A 19,757-nucleotide genomic window follows, 5' to 3' on the forward strand; every position below is an offset into this window, starting at 1 on the left:
AATTTACATATGAAAAGAAGAATCAAACATGTAACGGTTCTTGGTTCAGGAATTATGGGAAGCGGAATCGCTGCTCACTTCGCCAACATCGGCGTTGAAGTATCACTTTTGGATATTGTTCCTTTTGAACTTACTGAAGCTGAACAGAAAAAAGGTTTGACCAAAGATGACAAAGCAGTAAGAAACAGAATTGCTTCCGAAAACTTTGAAAAACTTAAAAAAGCAAGTCCTGCACTTCTTTATTCACCAAAGTTTGCAGACAGAATCAAAATCGGAAATTTCGATGATGATTTGCCGAAAATAAAAAATACCGACTGGATCATTGAAGTAGTCGTTGAAAGACTTGATATCAAGAAGTCTGTGTACGAAAAAATTGAACAGTTCAGAAAACCGGGAACATTAATTTCTTCCAATACATCCGGTATTCCTATTCATCTCCTTACAGAAGGAAGAAGCGAGGATTTCAAGAAGTACTTTGCCGGAACACACTTCTTCAACCCGGTAAGATATCTTCCTCTTTTAGAAATTATCCCAACCAACGATACAGCTCCTGAAATTATAGATTTCTATATGAATTACGGAGCAAAATTCTTAGGTAAAACGACTGTTTTAGCCAAAGATACACCAGCCTTCATCGCCAACAGAATCGGGGTGTTCTCCATGATGGATCTTCTTCACAATGTACAGAAATTAGGACTTACCGTTTCTGATGTTGATAAATTAACTGGTCCGGTAATCGGACGTCCAAAATCTGCTACATTCAGAACAGCCGACGTTGTAGGTCTTGATACTTTGGTAATGGTAGCCAACGGTGTCCGCCAGAGCGGTGCTGAAGCAAATGACTTCAATGATGTATTTGCCCTTCCTCCTTATATCCAGAAAATGATGGATAATAAATGGCTGGGTTCAAAAACAGAACAAGGTTTCTATAAAAAAGTGAAAAATGCAGAAGGAAAATCTGAAATTCACGGATTAAACCTTGATACTTTGGAGTATGAACTTCAAGGAAAATCATCCTTCCCTACTCTGGAATTAACAAAATCTATTGATAAGCCAATCGACAGATTCAAAGTATTGATCGGCGGTAAAGATAAAGCGGGTGAATTGTACAGAAAGTCTTTAGGGGCATTATTCGCTTATGTTTCTCACAAAGTTCCTGAAATCTCTGACGAAGTTTACAAAATTGACGACGCCATGAGAGCCGGTTTCGGATGGGAAAACGGACCTTTTGAAATCTGGGATGCCGTAGGTGTTCAGAAAGGTATTGAACTGGCGAAAGATGCAGGATATGAAGTTTCAGACTGGGTGAAAAATGTAGAGACTTTCTATAAAGTGAATGACGAGGGACAAAGTATTTATGTTGATAAAAATTCAGGCGAGTACAACAAAATCCCTGGCCAGGATGCATTCATTATCTTAGATAATATCAGAAAAAATAAAACACTCTGGAGCAATTCAGGTGCTGCTATTCAAGATTTGGGAGACGGAATTATCAACTTTGAGATCCGTTCAAAAATGAACTCTCTTGGAGGCGAAGTTCTTGACGGATTGAACAGAGCGATTGATTTGGCAGAAAAAGAATATGACGGATTAGTAGTTGGTAACCAGGGAGCTAATTTCTCTGTAGGTGCCAATCTTGCGATGATTCTTATGATGGCAATCGAACAGGATTGGGATGATCTGAATATGGCGATCGCTTACTTCCAGAAATCAATGATGAGAGTACGCTACTCTTCTATTCCTGTAGTAGTTGCTCCTCACGGAATGACTTTAGGTGGAGGATGCGAAATGACGATGCATGCAGACCGGGTGGTTGCCGCTGCAGAAACCTATATCGGACTTGTTGAAACCGGAGTTGGAGTAATTCCTGGTGGTGGAGGTACTAAAGAATTGACTTTAAGAACTTCCAGAGAATTCCACAACGATGATGTTAAAAATAACAGACTTCGTGATGCATTTATGAACATCGCCATGGGTAAAGTAGCTACTTCTGCCTACGAAGCTTACGATATGGGAATCCTTGAAAAAGGGAAAGACATCGTTTCCGTAAGCAAAAACAGACAGATTGCCGAGGCTAAAAAAGTAGCAAAACTATTAGCGGAACAAGGCTATACCCAGCCGATCGAGCAAAAAGTAAAAGTTCTTGGTAAAGACGCATTAGGAATGTTCTATGTAGGAACAGACCAGATGCTAACCGGAAATTTCATCTCTGCACACGATAAGAAAATTGCTGATAAACTAGCCAACGTGATGGTAGGTGGAAATCTATCAGAGCCAACAGTTGTAACGGAACAATATCTATTGAACCTTGAAAGAGAAACTTTCCTTCAGCTTTGTGGGGAAAGAAAAACTTTAGAGAGAATCCAGTACATGTTACAGAACGGAAAACCATTAAGAAACTAATACTTTCAAAAATAATTAACAAACACTTTGTCATTCTGAAGGAATCCAAACATTGAATAGATGCTTCCAGCATGACAAACAGTATGGTTAATTTTTATAACAATTAATTAATAAAACAATGTCAAAGACAGCATATATAGTAAAAGGTTTTAGAACTGCCGTTGGAAAAGCTCCAAAAGGAAGTTTAAGATTTACAAGACCTGATGTCATGGCGGCTACCGTTATTGAAAAATTAATGGCTGAGCTACCCCAATTAGATAAAAACAGAATTGATGACCTTATCGTAGGAAATGCAATGCCGGAAGCTGAACAAGGGCTTAATGTGGCGCGTCTGATCTCTTTGATGGGGTTAAATACCGATAAAGTTCCGGGAGTTACCGTGAACAGATACTGTGCATCAGGAAGTGAGGCAATTGCTATTGCTTCTGCGAAAATTCAGGCTGGTATGGCAGATTGTATCATCGCTGGTGGTACAGAATCTATGTCATATATTCCTATGGGAGGTTATAAGCCGGTTCCTGAAACGGATATCGCAAAAACAAACCCTGATTACTACTGGGGAATGGGCTACACTGCGGAAGAAGTTGCAAAACAATATAATATTACAAGAGAAGAACAGGATCAGTTTGCTTTTGAATCTCATATGAAAGCTTTAAAGGCTAATCAGGAAGGTAAATTTGCCAACCAGATTGTTCCGATTCCTGTAGAGTATAATTTCCTGGACGAAAATCAGAAACTGCAGACTAAAAAGTTTGATTTTTCAGTAGATGAGGGGCCTAGAGCAGATACTTCTTTAGCAGGTTTAGCAAAACTAAGACCTGTATTTGCCAACGGAGGAAGCGTAACTGCCGGAAACTCTTCTCAAATGAGTGACGGAGCGGCTTTCGTAATGGTAATGAGTGAGGAAATGGTAAAAGAATTAGGACTGGAGCCTGAGGCAAGATTAGTGGCTTATGCTGCAGCCGGATTAGAACCAAGAATCATGGGAATGGGGCCAATTTATGCTATTCCAAAAGCATTGAAACAAGCTGGTTTAGAATTAAAAGATATCGATTTGATCGAGCTTAACGAAGCTTTCGCCTCTCAATCGGTTGCAATCAAAAAAGAATTAGGCTTAAATCCTGATATCTTAAACGTAAACGGAGGAGCAATCGCCCTTGGACACCCGCTTGGATGTACAGGAACAAAACTAACGGTACAACTTCTTGACGAAATGAGAAGACGCGGCAACAAGTACGGAATGGTTTCTATGTGCGTGGGAACAGGTCAAGGAGCGGCTTCTATTTTTGAACTTTTATAGTTGTATAATGTCCGTTGTACAATGTATAAAGTATTAAAACTTACATAATAATAATTTCATAAAAAAGTACAATGTACATTTTACATTATACTTTTTACAAAAAATAAAAAAAACAAATATGGCTACATTAAAAGGCGGGGAATTCCTGATCAAACAGATTCCTGCAAATGAAATTTTCAGTATTGAAGAACTGAATGAAGAACAAAAGATGCTTCGTGATTCTGCGAAGGAATTTATAGATAGAGAAGTAGTTCCTCAAAGAGAGCGTTTTGAGAAGAAAGATTACGCATTTACTGAAGAGACCATGCGTAAACTGGGAGAAATGGGAATGTTGGGAATTGCCGTTCCTGAAGAGTACGGAGGCCTTGGAATGGGCTTTGTGACTACAATGCTTGCTTGTGATTATCTATCAGGAACTACAGGTTCATTGGCTACAGCTTATGGAGCCCATACGGGAATCGGTACGCTTCCTATCGTTCTTTACGGAACTGAAGAACAGAAGAAAAAATACCTTCCGGATTTAGCAACAGGAACAAAATTCGGAGCTTACTGTCTGACAGAGCCTGATGCCGGTTCTGATGCCAATTCAGGAAAAACAAAAGCAAAACTCTCCGAAGACGGAAAACATTATATCATCAACGGTCAGAAAATGTGGATCTCTAATGCAGGATTTGCAGATACATTTACATTATTCGCTAAAATTGATGATGATAAAAATATCACTGGATTTGTCATCAACAGATCTGAACTTGAAAACCCTGAAAGCTTAACTTTCGGTGAGGAAGAGCATAAACTGGGTATCCGTGCTTCTTCTACCCGTCAGGTTTTCTTCAATGATATGAAGATTCCTGTGGAAAATCTTTTAGGAGAAAGAAACAATGGTTTCAAGATCGCTTTAAATGCATTAAACGTAGGCCGTATCAAATTGGCTGCCGCTTGTCTTGATGCACAAAGAAGAATCTTAAACCACTCTATCCAGTACTCTAACGAAAGAAAACAGTTTGGTGTTTCAATCGCTACTTTTGGAGCGATCAGAAAGAAACTGGCAGAAATGGCAACCGGAGTTTTCGTAAGTGAAGCAGGTTCTTACAGAGCCGCTAAAAATGTTCAGGATAAAATTGATGAGCTTGTTGCAGCAGGATTAAGCCATCAGGAAGCAGAATTAAAAGGTGTAGAAGAATTCGCTGTTGAATGTTCAATCCTTAAAGTTTTCGTTTCTGATCTAGCACAACACACCGCAGACGAAGGAATTCAGGTGTACGGAGGAATGGGATTCTCTGAAGACACTCCTATGGAAGCGGCTTGGAGGGATTCAAGAATTTCAAGAATCTATGAAGGTACCAACGAAATCAACAGATTGCTGGCTGTAGGAATGCTTATTAAGAGAGCCATGAAAGGTGAGCTGGATCTTTTATCTCCTGCAATGGCGATCAGCAAAGAATTGATGGGCATCCCTTCATTTGAAGTTCCTGATTATTCAGAATTCATGAGCGAAGAAAAAGCAATTATCGCCAATCTTAAGAAAGTATTCTTAATGGTTTCCGGAGCAGCTCTTCAGAAATATATGATGGATATTGAAAAACAGCAGCATTTATTACTGAATGCATCTGAAATCCTTAACCAGATCTATATGGCAGAATCCGCAGTATTAAGAGCAGAAAAACACTTCTCTCCTGAATCTGTAGAAGCAGCTATGGCTCAGTTAAACCTTTACAAAGCTGTGGAGAAAATCATTACTGCAGCTAAAGAAGGAATTGTTTCTTTTGCTGAAGGAGATGAGCAGAGAATGATGCTTTCAGGACTAAGAAGATTCACAAAATATACCAACCATCCAAATGTGGTAGCCCTTACTGAAAAAGTAGCAGCTCACTATATTGAGAAAGGAGCTTATTAGTCTTTAATAATATAAATTTGATTCAGCGTCCCAATTTTTGGGGCGCTTTTTTGATCTTTATCAATGATGACATCCATTGAAATTAATGGTATTTAGCAAGGTTATTCAAAAAAAATTATTATTTTTATTTTAAAATAACTAACACATGAAAATTTTATTATTTCCAATACTCCTTATTTCCGTTACTTTTTCAGCACAAAAAAAAGACAATTTACTTCCTGTTCCCAAGGTAGATACCACAAAAATTGTTGCTAAAGGGAAATTCCCGGGATATTTTACTCTGAAACCCGATCAACCTCAAAAAGAACTTTACAAAATATTAACGGTTAAGCCCAATGATACAATTCTTTATCTGGCTTTAAAAGAATCTTCAAAGGATTATTCACAATATAAAATTTTAAATTCGATTACTCCTGATAAGCTTCAGGTCAATCGGAAAAAAATACTACCATCCAAATAACATAACACAAACTAAAAACTATTACCATGGGAAAATTTATTATCTCTAAAAGAACAAACGGAGACTTTCAGTTCAACCTCAAAGCTGGAAACGGACAGGTCATTTTAACCAGCCAGGGATACAGTACCAAACCTTCCTGTGAAAGCGGAATCGGATCCGTAAAACTCAATGCACAGGAAGATGCAAAATTTGAAAGAAATACGGCCAATGACGGCAGATGCTATTTTAATCTAAAAGCCGGAAACGGACAGATCATCGGAACCAGCCAGATGTATGAATCTGACAATGGTATGGAAAACGGAATAGAATCTGTAAAAAACAATGCTCCGCATGCTCATATAGAGGATGAAACAAACCTGTAAAATCATCTGAAAATATTCTTCATAAAAAATGCCTTAGTTCTTAAGGCATTTTTTATTTTTGTACTCTATTTTTCATTAGCAATGACAAAAGAAGAATTACTGAATAAAGCAATCAAAATCGCCGATAAGGCTCATAAAGGACAAACCGATAAATACCATGCTCCATACATTGCCCACGTAATGCGTGTGATGAACTATGGTAAAACACTGGATGAAAAAATCGTTGGAGTACTTCACGATGTTGTAGAAGACCATCCACAGGAGTTTAGTCTGGATTATTTAAGATCTGAGGGATTCCCTGAATATATTATTTTTGCCATCAGCTGCCTTACAAAGCTTGATCCGGAAGAAGATTATGATGAATTCATCAAAAGAACGGAACGATCTCTCCTTTCTGTAGCTGTAAAACTAAATGACCTTCGTGATAATATGGATCTCAGAAGAGTAAACAGAGAGCTTACTCCTAAAGATATCAAAAGATTCAATAAATATCTGAAAGCCTATCGTTATCTGATAGAGAAATACTAATCTGATAGAGAAATACTAAATAAAAAAAACACACATGACTAATAACCTACCCAAAATTTCATCAGCTTATCAATCTAAGCTGGTTTCTGCTATTGTATCCATTTCAGTTTTTTTCCTGATCTATCTGATACTTATACTCGCCTCACTCCTGATGATATTCTTATTAGGATACGGAGCAATAAAACTGTTAAGCATTTCTCTCAATTACTTTACCGTTTTTGGTGCAGCAGGATTATTAAGTGTTGGAATTTTTGTTTTTATTTTCCTTGTCAAATTTATTTTCAGAAAAAACCATTACAGTACGCGTCATTTGCTGGAGGTTAACAAATCCCATCAGCCTCAGCTTTTTGCTATTATTGATGAAATTGTGGCTGAAACAGGAGTGAAAGCTCCTCAAAAAGTTTTTCTTTCTCCGGACGTAAACGCCAGTGTAAGCTATAATTCTATTTTCTGGAGCATGTTTTTGCCGGTAAAGAAAAATCTGACGATTGGAGTTGGGTTGATCAATACTACAAGTGTAGGAGAATTGCGGACAATTCTGGCTCACGAATTTGGACATTTCTCTCAAAAAAGCATGAAAGTCGGCGGCTATGTAAGCCAGGCAGAAAAAATTATTTTTGAAACCGTTTACAATAACAAAGACTACGAAAACTTTATCATGGAATTTTCCGGAGGAAATGCTATCTTTAAAATTTTTGGTTTGATTTCAGTTAGTTTTATTAATGCATTTCAGTCCGTTCTTAAAGGCATGTCCAGTTTTCTTTTCAAAAATCATGCTTCCCTGCAAAGAGAAATGGAATATCATGCAGATGCTATTTCAACCTATATAACCAATCCTGATGAGCAGACATCATCTTTATTAAGACTGGAATTAAGTGATGTTGCTTTTATTGGTTCTTTTAATTTTTATATTGAAAATAATCAGAAATATCTTCCAAAGGATCTGTACAAGAATCAGATTTCTTTAATGAAAATTCTCTCCGAAAGGAATAACCATCCTTATATCAACGGACTTCCAAAAATAGATACTGAAGATCTTACACGTTATAATAAATCAAAAATAGAAATTGAAGATCAATGGACTTCACATCCGGATATTTTAAAAAGAATTGAAAGGATTAAAACAAACAAAACCAGAAATACAGCTGCAGACCACAGATATGCAAAGGAAATTATCAGCGGATTTGATAAAATTTGTGAAATTATGACCTCAAAATACCTGACATTACGCACGGTAAAAAATGTAGGTGAAGTGATAGAGGATGAAGCGTTCGTCAGACTGTATCTGGATCATAATATCTATCAGACCTTCAGTTCAGATTTTAACGGATATTACGAAAGACATAATCCTGTTATAGAAAACATTGAATCTGTTATTTCTGATATTCCAGCTCATCAGGGCGAAGATTTTTTCAGTGACAGAAAGGTATCTTTAGTTTACGAAAAATCAGGGATAGAAGGTGATATACAGATTTTGCATTATCTGGTTTCCCATCCTAAAGAAATAAAAACATTCAGATTTGACGGCACTTTATACAAAGCAAAAGATGCTGCAGGCCTCATCCCTCAACTGGAAAATAAACTGGCGAGAGTAAAAGAAGAACTTTTGGAAAATGACAAAGCTATTTTTCAGCATTACTATCATATCTCCAATGAAAACCTGAAAAAAGACCTTCTTAACAAATACAAAAAGTTTGCGTTAATCGATAAGGAATTCGATGATTTTCAAAAAGGCCTTAATGACTTTACACCCTATCTTCAGTTTATGGCTGTTACCTTACCTTTTGAAGAAATACGTAAACACAGGGCCAAACTATTGAAAGCAGAAGAACCTTTTAAACTGATAACCAAGCAACTGATTGAAAACTCGGCTTACCAGGATGCTTTAAAAGCTGAAGATAAAAACCTCTTACAGGAATTTGTAAACTCTGAATATATCTATTTCAACAAAGATAAATACCTTGAACATGAAGTAAATGCCATATCGTCAGTAATTGAAAAATATCAGACATTACTGAATGATCATTATCTTAATTCTAAACTCGAGCTGCTAAACTTTCAGGCCGATTTACATAATAATTAATCCGCACCCGGGAAATCGTAACTCTTCGTGTGATGATCTGTTCCATCGATGTTGATGTTTAAAGCAAGGTAAACGAAATGTAAATTTTTGTTCCCTTTTGCTTCAAATTCACGCTGCCACAGATATCCGCTCACGATTCCAAAATAATCATCGATCTGATAGCCGAAACCGCCATAGACTCTGTTTCTGGCGAAAGTAGGCTTCATCGGAGAGACAAAGAATACTTCGTCATAAGCATTGGCGAAAACAGTTCCTTTCTTGATGGTTTTGGCGTTTAAAGGAACACTTACATTCAGACGGTATCGGTAACGCATTCTCTGGGAAGTCTGATCTGTTTTCGGCTCATAGAACCAGCTCTTTTCAGCACGAAAACGGTTTTCAAACTTTACAATACCTTTTTTAACATCGATAACATCCTGAAGCCATACCCTGAACTCTTCTCTGCTCAGGCTATGTTCTTTATAGTTGACATATCTTCCCAGCCCAACAAAAGGTTTGTGGTTTTTGGTAAGATTATACCCTAATCCCCCTTTTATCTCATAATAATCGGGGTAAGTATAATCTTCGTTACCACGCAATTGCCCCTCTGCGTACAGGAAAAATTTCGGATGAAACTTATAGGTCAGAGTCACTGCATTGAAGCTGGAAATGTGTTCCTGTGCTTTAAAAAAAGATATTCCAAGTAATAAACCTAAGCCTATAAGACGTTTCATAAAAAATTTTTGCAAATGTATATTTTTTAACAATTTGTTAATATTAACTTTCATTAATATTAAATTAACACCTACTTAATATTAATTGTATAAGAAAACCCAATGTGGAACCACCTTTGCGGCATCCCGACACCAAAAGCTTCTGTATATTTTGTATTGGTCAAATTGTTAATCAACACATATACTGAGTAATCTTTTTTAGCAAAGCTCAGCTTCTCATCTACAAGATTATAGGTTCCCAGATTGACTCTTTCATTGTAACGGTAAACAAGCTCATTGGTAAAGTTTTTCAGGAATTTCACCTCTAACTTGGACACAAACTGATGCTTCAGATTGTCCAGAATATATCTTGAAACCACACCATCTTTTTTTTCATACTTACTGTCAATATAAGTATAGCCAACGGTATATTTTAACCAGTCTGTCGGTCTGTGGCTCCACTCTGCTTCAATTCCTTTGGTTTTGATATCACCTACGTTTTGGGCGTACCATATTTTATCGCTCAGATCTTTTTTTACCCAGTCAATAGAATTATTGGAGTTTCTTAGAAATCCACTGATTTTTGCTAAAATCCTGTTATTTAGATATTGATATCCCACCTCTGAAGAAATCGCATTTTCAGGCTGTAAATCCGGATTTCCCTGCTCCGTTTTACTCACATAATACAGTTCGGTAAAAGTGGGTACACGGTGTACTTTTGCAATATTTCCGTAGATTTTAGAATTAGTATTAAAGTTATAGCCTACGTCAAGCCCCGGATAAAAGAAATTTCCTTCTTTAGAATAATTAGCCCATGAAATTCCCGGACTGATGTTCAGTTTTTTATCCAGTAATGAAAAATGATGTTCAAAGAAAACCTGAGATACAAAACGGTTTCGATCACCCAAATTACTGCTTATTAAAAATTCTTTTCTCAGTTCAACACCAATTCCGGTTATTCCCAACCCCCACTGATAGCTGGAATTTACCTCTCCACCTGCATTATTTCCAATGTGCATATTTCGGTAAAAATCCGGATTCCATCTGTCATAAAGGTACATATCCTGTCCTCTTCTCCAGTATACATTAGAATTAAGTTTCAGCTTTCCAAAAGTCTGCTGATGAGCTACACTTACGATAGAAGCCTGCGTTTCCTCATACTGCTTCGTTGCAGCACTGGAAGCATAAAAGCCATTGGCTCCGAATTTCTTTTCCGAAAAGCCGGCCTGAACTCTCACATCTCCGTTTTTGATATTCAGTTTTCCCTGATAAAATACATTCCTGATCTCATAATCAGTATTGAACATGTACCCTTCTGATGAAGCAGAATTAGCCTGAAGGGAGTTTGTGAACTTCTCATTTCCGATCTGAGCATTAAATCCCAGACCATAACTTCCATAATCTCCTCCCTCAGCGCTTATCTTCACTTTTTTCCCCGGAAAAGTTTTGGTGATGATATTGATAACACCGGCATAAGCATTCTGTCCGAAACGTCTTGCAGCCGGGCCTTTTATGATTTCTATCTTTTCTACTTCATCCAGATCTACCGGAATATTCATATTATTATGTCCGGTCTGGGAGTCATTCATCCTGATTCCGTTCAACAACAGAAGAACCTGCTCAAAAGAACTACCACGGAAACCGATATCACTCTGCACTCCATTGGCTCCTCTCCTTCTGATATCCATTCCCGGCACCTGCTGAAGAATTTCGTCAATACTTTTAGCCGGAGAATTTACAATATCTTCTCTGGTGATAACGCTGATGTTCTGGTTAGCGCTTTTATAAGGTGTAGAGATAAATTTACCCTGAAATTCAATGCTTTCAATATCTGTAGTCTTTTCCTGTGCATTTACCCAAAGTAAAGATCCCAGAAAAAAAACACTTCCTATCTTTTTGATCATAATCGTTTCCGTAGTTTTTTAAGAGAGTCCAAAAGTAAGGGAGTTCACCAAGACAGGCAAATGATAGTTGTCATAAAAAAGATGCAGCTTCACGCTGCATCTTTCTGAGGGAGTAATTTCTATCTTTTTCTCATTAAATGTGTAACCAGATCTCTGAATAATTTTCTCATTTCTCTATTACATATTTATGAATGCAATTTTAAATAATTTTACAATATAAAACAATAGTTCAATAAAAAAACACAATATATTTTAAAAAATTATATAAAACACTGTAAAATAAACAGCAAAATAAAATTAAGTCCACAAAACATACATCTTTTCAGGTGGTTTTGAAAGCAAAATATGGGTTTAACCTGTTCAATGTAACGATCATTATAACAATTTTTAACAATAAGATAAGCGTAAATTTTTCGCTAAAATTTCGTAATTTTGTGGGTCTTAATTTTACGATGAAAGTATTCTATTTCAACAGTAATTTTGCCAGCGTTTATAAAAATTGCAGCAACAGATTTCAGAGGAATCAGGATATATGTAAAAGTTCAATTGATACCGGCCACAGAATATTTGTAGCCAAACACCATTACTGACAGCCTTAATGCTGTGCAGTCTTTATATGAATAAACAAAATATGGCTAACACAACAGAAATAGATATAAAAAAGCAGATTTTCGTTAAGAATGCACATCTTAATAATCTGAAACATATAGACGTCCTTATTCCAAAGAACAAACTGATTGTTATTACAGGAGTTTCGGGAAGCGGTAAGTCATCTTTGGCTTTTGATACGATCTACGCAGAAGGACAGAGAAGATATGTTGAAAGTTTAAGTTCTTATGCCCGTCAGTTTTTGGGGAAATTAGAAAAACCAAAAGTAGATGATATCAAAGGACTCGCCCCTTCTATTGCCATCCAGCAGAAAGTAATTTCTTCCAACCCTCGTTCTACGGTAGGAACTTCAACAGAGATCTACGATTATATGAAGCTCTTGTTTGCAAGGATCGGGAAAACCTTTTCACCGGTTTCGGGAGAAGAAGTGAAGAAAGATTCGGTTTCTGATGTAGTCGACTTCATCAAGGCTTCAAAAAAAGATACTTCCTTTCTATTAACTGCTCCATTGGAATATGATGCAGACAATTTTAAAGAAACCCTGAATGTTTTAAAACTGGCAGGTTTCACAAGACTTGAAATTAATGGAAATGTAGCCGGGATTGAAGATCTGGAAAGTTTTGGTTTTGCCCCGGAAAAAGGAATGACGATCAACCTTGTCATCGACCGTTTTTCTTACGAAGAAGACGAAAGCTTTTTACAAAGACTTGCAGATTCTATTCAAATGGCATTCTATGAAGGACGCGGATATTGTTCACTAAAGAACATCGATACAGAAAAAGTAAAAGAATTCTCCAATAAATTCGAGTTGGACGGCATGGAGTTCCTTGAACCCAACGTTCATTTTTTCAGCTTTAATAACCCATACGGAGCATGTCCGGCGTGTGAAGGATACGGAAAAGTAATCGGAATTGATGAGGATCTTGTAGTTCCTAATAAAACATTATCCATCTACGAAGATGCCGTTGTCTGCTGGAGAGGAGAAACGATGAGCGAATGGAAAAAAGATTTCATCAAAAAAGCAGGTGATTTCCCTATCCACAAACCTTATCATCAATTAACAAAAGAACAGAAAAACTTCCTTTGGAAAGGTGACGGAAGGAGCAGTTTCCCTTGCATCAATAATTTCTTCAAGATGCTTGAAGAAAACCTTTATAAAATCCAGTACAGAGTAATGCTTTCCCGTTACAGAGGAAAAACCCTTTGCCCGACATGTGAAGGGTTGAGACTTCGTGAAGAAACAAGCTGGGTAAAAGTAGACGGACACAATATTCAATCGATGATTGAGCTTCCTTTGGATGAGCTGGCTCCTGTCATTAATGGATTGAAGCTTTCTGATCATGACAAAGAAGTAGCCAAAAGACTGATCTATGAAATCACCACCCGACTGGAATTTTTATTAAAGGTAGGATTAGGATATTTAACCTTAAACAGAACGTCCAATACCCTTTCAGGAGGAGAAAGCCAGAGAATTAACTTAGCAACCAGTTTAGGAAGTTCTCTGGTGGGTTCTATTTACATATTGGATGAACCTTCTATCGGACTGCACTCTAAAGACACCGAAAACCTGATCGAAGTATTGAAAAATCTTCGTGACCTTGGAAATACCGTTATTGTAGTAGAACACGACGAGGATGTGATGAGAGCGGCAGACTATATTATTGATATTGGTCCGGAAGCAGGTTATCTTGGTGGCGAACTGGTATTTGCCGGTGATTATAAAGATTTGAAAAAAGCCAATACCCTTACTTCAGAATATCTTACGGGAAGACTTGAAATTGAAGTTCCGAAAAAAAGAAGAAAAGGAAAAGAATGGATTCATATTAAAGGTGCGCGTCAGAATAACCTTAAAAATATAGATGTAGACGTTCCTTTGGAAAGTCTGGTAGTCATTTCCGGAGTTTCAGGAAGTGGAAAGTCTACTTTGATGAAAGAGATCCTTACCAATGACATCCAGATCCAACTTGGAATGGGTGGTAAAAAAGGAGACTATGATTCTGTAGAATTCCCGAAAAAACTGATCAAAAATATTGAATTGATTGATCAGAACCCGATTGGAAAATCATCCCGTTCAAACCCTGTCACCTATCTAAAGGCTTACGATGATATCCGTGATCTTTTTGCCAAGCAGAAAGTGGCCAAAATGATGGGTTACAAGCCTAAGCATTTCTCTTTCAACGTGGATGGAGGTAGATGTGATGAATGTAAAGGAGAAGGAGTAATCAATGTGTCTATGCAGTTTATGGCAGACATCGAGCTTGAATGCGAAGTTTGTAAAGGAACCCGATTCAAAAATGAAATCCTTGAAGTAAGATTTGATGAAAAAAACATCTCTGATATTCTTCATATGACCGTAGATGAAGCATTGGAATTCTTTAAAGATAATAATGAAGAAAAGATTGTAACAAAGCTGAGACCTTTGCAGGAAGTAGGATTAGGCTACCTGCAGCTGGGACAAAGCTCTTCTACCCTTTCAGGTGGTGAGGCACAACGTGTGAAACTGGCTTCTTTCCTTGTAAAAGGAGTAACCACAGATAAAACATTATTCATCTTTGACGAACCTTCTACAGGGCTTCACTTCCATGATATTCAGAAATTACTGAAGTCATTGCAGGCTTTGATTGATCTTGGACATTCAGTGATTGTTATTGAGCATCAGCCTGATATCATCAAATGTGCCGATTATATTATAGATATCGGTCCGGAAGCCGGAAAACATGGTGGCGAAGTTGTATTTGCAGGAACACCTGAAGATCTGACTAAAAATAAAAAGTCCTATACGGCAAAATACATCAAAGAAAAATTGGAACAATAAATACAATCGGCTGTTTTAAAAACAGCCGATTTTTATTTAGATTCTTTATCTTTATTCAACTTATTAACCCATTACAAAATTATTATTTATGCCCTGGAATCCCGAATTATATGATCAGTACAAAGATGTACGTTATAAGCCATTTTATGATTTAGCAGCATTAATCAAGCCTGAAAACAATATAAAAGCTATTGACTTAGGCTGTGGAACCGGAGAACAGACCTCTATTCTTACGGAAAAACTGACAGGCTCTACATTCTTAGGAATTGATTCATCAGCAGAAATGCTTGAAAAATCGAGGAAATATGAAAACGATCATTTACACTTTAAGCTTCAGAGCATTGAAGAAACATCCCAGTCTGACGAGAAATGGGATCTTGTCTTCAGTAATGCCGCTTTACAGTGGGCTGATGATCACGAAACTTTATTTCCCAAAATCATTGGATTACTTTCAGAGAATGGACAGTTAGCAATACAAATGCCGGTTCAGAAAGAAAATATCCTCAATCAGATTTTAACAAAAATGGCAGGTGAAGAACCCTACGCATCCCAACTAAATCATTTCAACCGTGATTCTCCGGTACTTTCAATGGATGACTATGCACAGATATTATTTGATAACGGAATTCAGGATATTGAAATATTTCAGAAGGTATACCCTATTATTGCGGATGATCACGAGGCTTTATACACCTTTATTTCAGGAACAGCATTGTTACCTTATTTAGAACGCATGGAAGGAGAACAGAAAGAACAATTCATCTCCGAATTTAAATCGCGTATCGCCAAAAGGTTTACAAAATATCCGGCTATCTATGCATTCAAGCGCATCCTGATGTATGGCCGTAAGAAATAGAAAACCTTAACGCCCAATAAAAAACTGCCACAATTGTCATTCTTACGAAGGAAGAATCTCATTAATAACCAATGATATGAGATTCTTCATTACACTTCGTTTCATTCAGAATGACAAAATTGCGACAGCTGCTTCTGTTTATTAATAAAATAGTTACTCTTTCAGATTATACAAAAACGGACTTTTCCTGATATACTCAGAATTTTCAATCTGAGAAACCAGAAAATCCGCCAGATCTGTAGCACTGATGCTTTCTCCTTTACAGTCTGTAGGATTTGTCTCCGTTGGAAAGCTTTCCTCTGTAAGATGAATGAGTGGTAATCTTACCAATGTCCAGTCCAGATGGCTTTCCAGAAGAAGTTCATATTCTTTCTGCTTATCAGCGGTTGTCTCAGGATAGTTCTGATACATCCAGCCTGTAGCCATTTTTACCTTTTCATTTTTATGATCGGACGGTGTATTTACACTCAAGCCTGTAGTTACAATATAACGACCGATTCCATGATGACTCATTGCAGAAATGATATTTTTTGTAGCATCACTAAAAATAGACTTCTCTCCTTTTGGCTGCCCTAAAGTACTCATGACAAGATCAGTTCCTAGAATCAATTTATCGATCGCTGTTGTATCCCTTGCATCTCCTTTTACCACTTCAATTAATGGATTTTGAAGGGTGAAATTCTTGGGATGCCTTAATAAAAGTTTAAGATGATATCCTTTCTCAAGAAGGTTTTGTACCAGATATTGTCCGGATTTTCCGGTTCCGCCGATGACGGCAATTTTATGGATTTTCATAATGATTTTTTTTAATATTAAATATCAATAATCAGCAGCTGATTCACCGCTAATGACCATTAGTATTATAAAAGATGAATTGTCTTTTCTTTAGATAAGAATAATAGCTATATAGGGTTCAGAAAATTGAACCTAAGATGTTCAGGCTTAAAAGTAACACCTGACTCATAGTAATATGTATTACGAGATTTTAATCAATTAAAGTTACATTTTTTCCCTCAAAAAAAATCAAAAATTTATGATTTTGACAACATGTATTAAAAGAGAAAGTTTTTAACTTTGATAACTATCTTACTGTCAGTATTTTCCTTAAAACAAACTTACACCCAATAAAATATCATAATATGGAACCATTTACAGTAAACATACCCGAATCGGTTATAACCGATCTTAAAAACCGTCTGCAAAATGTCCGCTGGCCGGGAGAACCGGAAGGATCCGGCTGGAACTACGGCACCAGTGAAACATACCTGAAAGAACTTACCCGCTATTGGATCAATGATTACGACTGGAAGATGCACGAACAGCAATTGAATCAGCATCCACAGTATGTCACCCGGATTGACGGAATTTTGATTCATTTTCAATACATCAGAGGAAAAGGGTCAAATCCTAAACCGCTGATTCTTACTCATGGCTGGCCAGACAGCTATTACCGCTTTCATAAAATTATTCCACTGCTTACGGAAGGTGAACAGAGTTTTGATCTGGTTATTCCTTCCATTCCGGGATTTGGCTTTTCTGATAAAACAGCGGTCAGCAGTGAAAAGGTGGCAGATCTGTGGAAACAACTGATGACTGAAGTCCTAGGTTATGAAAAATTCTGTGCTGCCGGAGGAGATATCGGAATGGGAGTCGTAAAGGCATTGACTTCAAAATATCCTGAAGCCCTGGAAGCTGTTCACCTTACAGATGTTGGCTACCCCACCGGCCAGGAAGACCCTGCTACAATGAGTGAAGAGGAACAGAAATTCGCACAGTTTGTTCAGCAATGGTGGTACAGTGAAGGAGCTTACGCCATGGTACAGTCTACCAAACCTCAATCTTTGGCCTATGGTCTTAATGACTCTCCTGTCGGACTGGCAGGCTGGATCATAAGTTTTATCAATGCAGGCGCACCACCTGAAATGATTGAAACAGCATTTGGCGGAAAAGATGAGTTGCTTACCAATATTATGATTTATTGGGTAACCCAAACCATTGGTTCTTCTGCAAGAATGTATAAGGAAGATGCAGCCGCTATATGGAGCGGAACACATTTGCATCAAAAGAGCAATATTCCGGCTGGAGTGCTTGTATTTCCCCGTGAAGCTCAGTTTCCGAAAGAATGGGCAGAACGTTTCGTGAATGTCACCAGCTTTAAAAAGATGAATGAAGGTGGCCATTTTGCGGCCCTGGAATTACCTCATTTATTTGCAGATGAACTGAGATCATTTTTTTATTCTGCCACATAAACAATTCATGAGCTACAATCGGTCCTGCCTTTTTGCAGCTCCTTTTTGATGGTAAAATGTTAATCCTTCTAAACCATTACTAAAATATTGTTAATAGAGTATAAAGTTGTTGGCAAGTTTTTTATTTTAGCCAAAATTAATAACTATGAAAAAATTGTCCTTCACGATTATAGCAGCATTTCTATTCTGCTCAGTGCAAGCTCAGATACAAAATGCCGGTTTTGAGAACATGACCGATGGATTACCCAATCACTGGAATATAAAAAAAGCAGATTCGTACGAAGGAAAAGTAGATTATACCCAATATTTTGGAGGAAAAGCCTCTATGCAGCTTATAGGAAAGGCTGATCATTCCAAAGACTTTCAATCTTTTTCTCAAAAAATACCTCTTGATATTCAGCAATTGCAAAAAATAGAAATCAGTGCCTATGTAAAATCTGAGAACACCAATGGGAAAATCAATCTATGGACACAGGTGAAGGATGAGAAGGGGCAGATGATAGACTTTGGAAACTCAGAGTCACAACAAAAGTCCATTGCATTGAATAAAGACTGGACAAAATATTCTTTAATTTTCACTGTTGATAAAAATGTAAAAAGCCTTCTTCTTGGAGGCGTATTCTCAGGAAACGGAACGGTTTGGTTTGACCACTTTGAACTGAACAGAATTGCATTTTCAAATGAAGAACCTTCGAAAAAATCTGCAAAATATATTCAGGAGTTTAAAGATATTGTGAAAAAGAATTCAATCTTTTCAGACCAACTGGACTGGAAAAATATTGAAACCAACCTTCAATATCTTTCAAAAGGCATGAAAACCATTGATGATACAGACCCTGCATTGAGCTATATTATACAAAATCTAAGACAGGTTGGTGATAACCATTCATTTATTTCCGGCAAAGAACGTTCAGAAAAACAAAAGAAAAGCAACACCAATGAGGCAAAGCCCGATTCCAGACTAATTGATCAGAGTATTGGCTATATTTCTGTTCCCGGCTTTGGTTCCGTCAACACAGAAGTTGGAAATGATTTTGCCCTGCAGATTCACAATATGATTAAAAAACTGGACTCTGAAAATACGATTAAAGGCTGGATTGTAGATCTGAGAGGCAATACAGGAGGAAATATGTATCCTATGATCGGAGGTCTCGGAAGTCTGATTGGAGAAGGAACTTTGGGATATTTTGTATATAAGGATAAAAAAACTCCATGGATTTATAAAGACAGGAAGTTTGGTTCCAATAAAATTACAGAACCTTATAATCTTAAAAGCGGACAATCTAAAATTGCAGTTCTGATAGGTCCAAACACCGCCAGTTCAGGAGAAGCTACAACAATTGCATTTATTGGAAAAAGCAATGTAAAACTCTTTGGAAAACCATCTGCGGGCTATACTTCGGCCAATAGTATTTATCCGTTAAGCGATGGTAAAAGCTTTGCTCTGGCTTCTTCTTATGAAATGGACCGAAACGGGAAAGTCTACTACGGGAAAATTGATCCGGACGTTCCGGTAGAATCCAAAGAAGGTCACGATATGGATCTGGAGACTGCTAAAGCCTGGATTTTAAATTAGTTTCAGACTTATCCACAAAAAAATGT

General features: G+C 37.2%; 14 protein-coding genes. 11 read left to right on the top strand and 3 right to left on the bottom strand.

The window, feature by feature from the left end; genetic code table 11:
• The first annotated feature begins 9 nt into the window (after positions 1-9).
• The 7 genes from AB1278_RS13190 to AB1278_RS13220 all read left to right on the top strand — a co-directional run bounded on the left by AB1278_RS13190 (position 10) and on the right by AB1278_RS13220 (position 9,030).
• Positions 10-2,403, top strand: coding sequence for a 3-hydroxyacyl-CoA dehydrogenase/enoyl-CoA hydratase family protein (locus AB1278_RS13190; protein WP_120230936.1), 2,394 nt, complete (start codon positions 10-12; stop codon positions 2,401-2,403).
• A 118-nt stretch (positions 2,404-2,521) separates the two neighbouring features.
• Positions 2,522-3,703, top strand: coding sequence for an acetyl-CoA C-acyltransferase (locus AB1278_RS13195; RefSeq protein ID WP_062670092.1), 1,182 nt, complete (start codon positions 2,522-2,524; stop codon positions 3,701-3,703).
• Between the two features lie 118 nt (positions 3,704-3,821).
• On the top strand, positions 3,822-5,597 hold the full coding sequence (locus AB1278_RS13200; protein WP_202842483.1) for an acyl-CoA dehydrogenase family protein: 1,776 nt from the start codon (positions 3,822-3,824) through the stop codon (positions 5,595-5,597).
• Positions 5,598-5,742: 145 nt separating this feature from the next.
• Complete coding sequence (locus tag AB1278_RS13205; RefSeq protein ID WP_429814860.1) at positions 5,743-6,057, top strand: hypothetical protein; 315 nt, start codon at positions 5,743-5,745, stop codon at positions 6,055-6,057.
• Between the two features lie 26 nt (positions 6,058-6,083).
• Positions 6,084-6,419, top strand: coding sequence for a YegP family protein (locus AB1278_RS13210; RefSeq protein WP_110008738.1), 336 nt, complete (start codon positions 6,084-6,086; stop codon positions 6,417-6,419).
• Between the two features lie 81 nt (positions 6,420-6,500).
• Complete coding sequence (locus tag AB1278_RS13215) at positions 6,501-6,947, top strand: phosphohydrolase (protein ID WP_041461800.1); 447 nt, start codon at positions 6,501-6,503, stop codon at positions 6,945-6,947.
• A 34-nt stretch (positions 6,948-6,981) separates the two neighbouring features.
• The gene (locus AB1278_RS13220; protein WP_202842497.1) at positions 6,982-9,030 is read left to right on the top strand and encodes a M48 family metallopeptidase; all 2,049 of its coding nucleotides are present in this window, start codon (positions 6,982-6,984) and stop codon (positions 9,028-9,030) included.
• On the opposite strand, the gene AB1278_RS13225 is transcribed toward AB1278_RS13220, so the two are convergent.
• Together AB1278_RS13225 and AB1278_RS13230 are read right to left on the bottom strand one after the other, a co-directional pair.
• Positions 9,027-9,743 (bottom strand): DUF2490 domain-containing protein, encoded by a 717-nt coding sequence (locus AB1278_RS13225; protein WP_202842499.1) that lies wholly within the window; start codon positions 9,741-9,743, stop codon positions 9,027-9,029. The genes AB1278_RS13220 and AB1278_RS13225 overlap by 4 nt on opposite strands.
• Positions 9,744-9,814: 71 nt before the next feature.
• A complete protein-coding gene (locus AB1278_RS13230) occupies positions 9,815-11,626 on the bottom strand; it encodes a TonB-dependent receptor plug domain-containing protein (protein ID WP_429814863.1) in 1,812 nt (603 codons plus the stop codon).
• A 631-nt stretch (positions 11,627-12,257) separates the two neighbouring features.
• Between AB1278_RS13230 and uvrA the strand changes: the two genes are divergently transcribed.
• Positions 12,258-15,050: an excinuclease ABC subunit UvrA gene (uvrA, locus tag AB1278_RS13235; protein ID WP_429814866.1), complete on the top strand. Its 2,793-nt coding sequence runs from the start codon at positions 12,258-12,260 to the stop codon at positions 15,048-15,050.
• An 88-nt stretch (positions 15,051-15,138) separates the two neighbouring features.
• Positions 15,139-15,906: a methyltransferase domain-containing protein gene (locus AB1278_RS13240; protein WP_411413256.1), complete on the top strand. Its 768-nt coding sequence runs from the start codon at positions 15,139-15,141 to the stop codon at positions 15,904-15,906.
• Between the two features lie 153 nt (positions 15,907-16,059).
• Here the strand turns inward: AB1278_RS13240 and AB1278_RS13245 are convergent, their stop codons facing one another.
• Entirely contained in the window at positions 16,060-16,701 is a 642-nt protein-coding gene (locus AB1278_RS13245; protein WP_123278372.1) for an NAD(P)-dependent oxidoreductase, read from the bottom strand.
• A gap of 344 nt (positions 16,702-17,045) precedes the next feature.
• On the opposite strand from AB1278_RS13245, the gene AB1278_RS13250 reads away from it, so the two are divergent.
• Together AB1278_RS13250 and AB1278_RS13255 are read left to right on the top strand one after the other, a co-directional pair.
• Complete coding sequence (locus AB1278_RS13250; protein WP_202842511.1) at positions 17,046-18,155, top strand: epoxide hydrolase family protein; 1,110 nt, start codon at positions 17,046-17,048, stop codon at positions 18,153-18,155.
• Positions 18,156-18,300: 145 nt separating this feature from the next.
• A complete protein-coding gene (locus tag AB1278_RS13255) occupies positions 18,301-19,731 on the top strand; it encodes a S41 family peptidase (RefSeq protein WP_343639951.1) in 1,431 nt (476 codons plus the stop codon).
• Positions 19,732-19,757 lie beyond the last annotated feature (26 nt).

The sequence above is a fragment of the Chryseobacterium sp. NRRL B-14798 genome (genome assembly GCF_050470705.1).
GTDB lineage: Bacteria > Bacteroidota > Bacteroidia > Flavobacteriales > Weeksellaceae > Chryseobacterium > Chryseobacterium cupriresistens.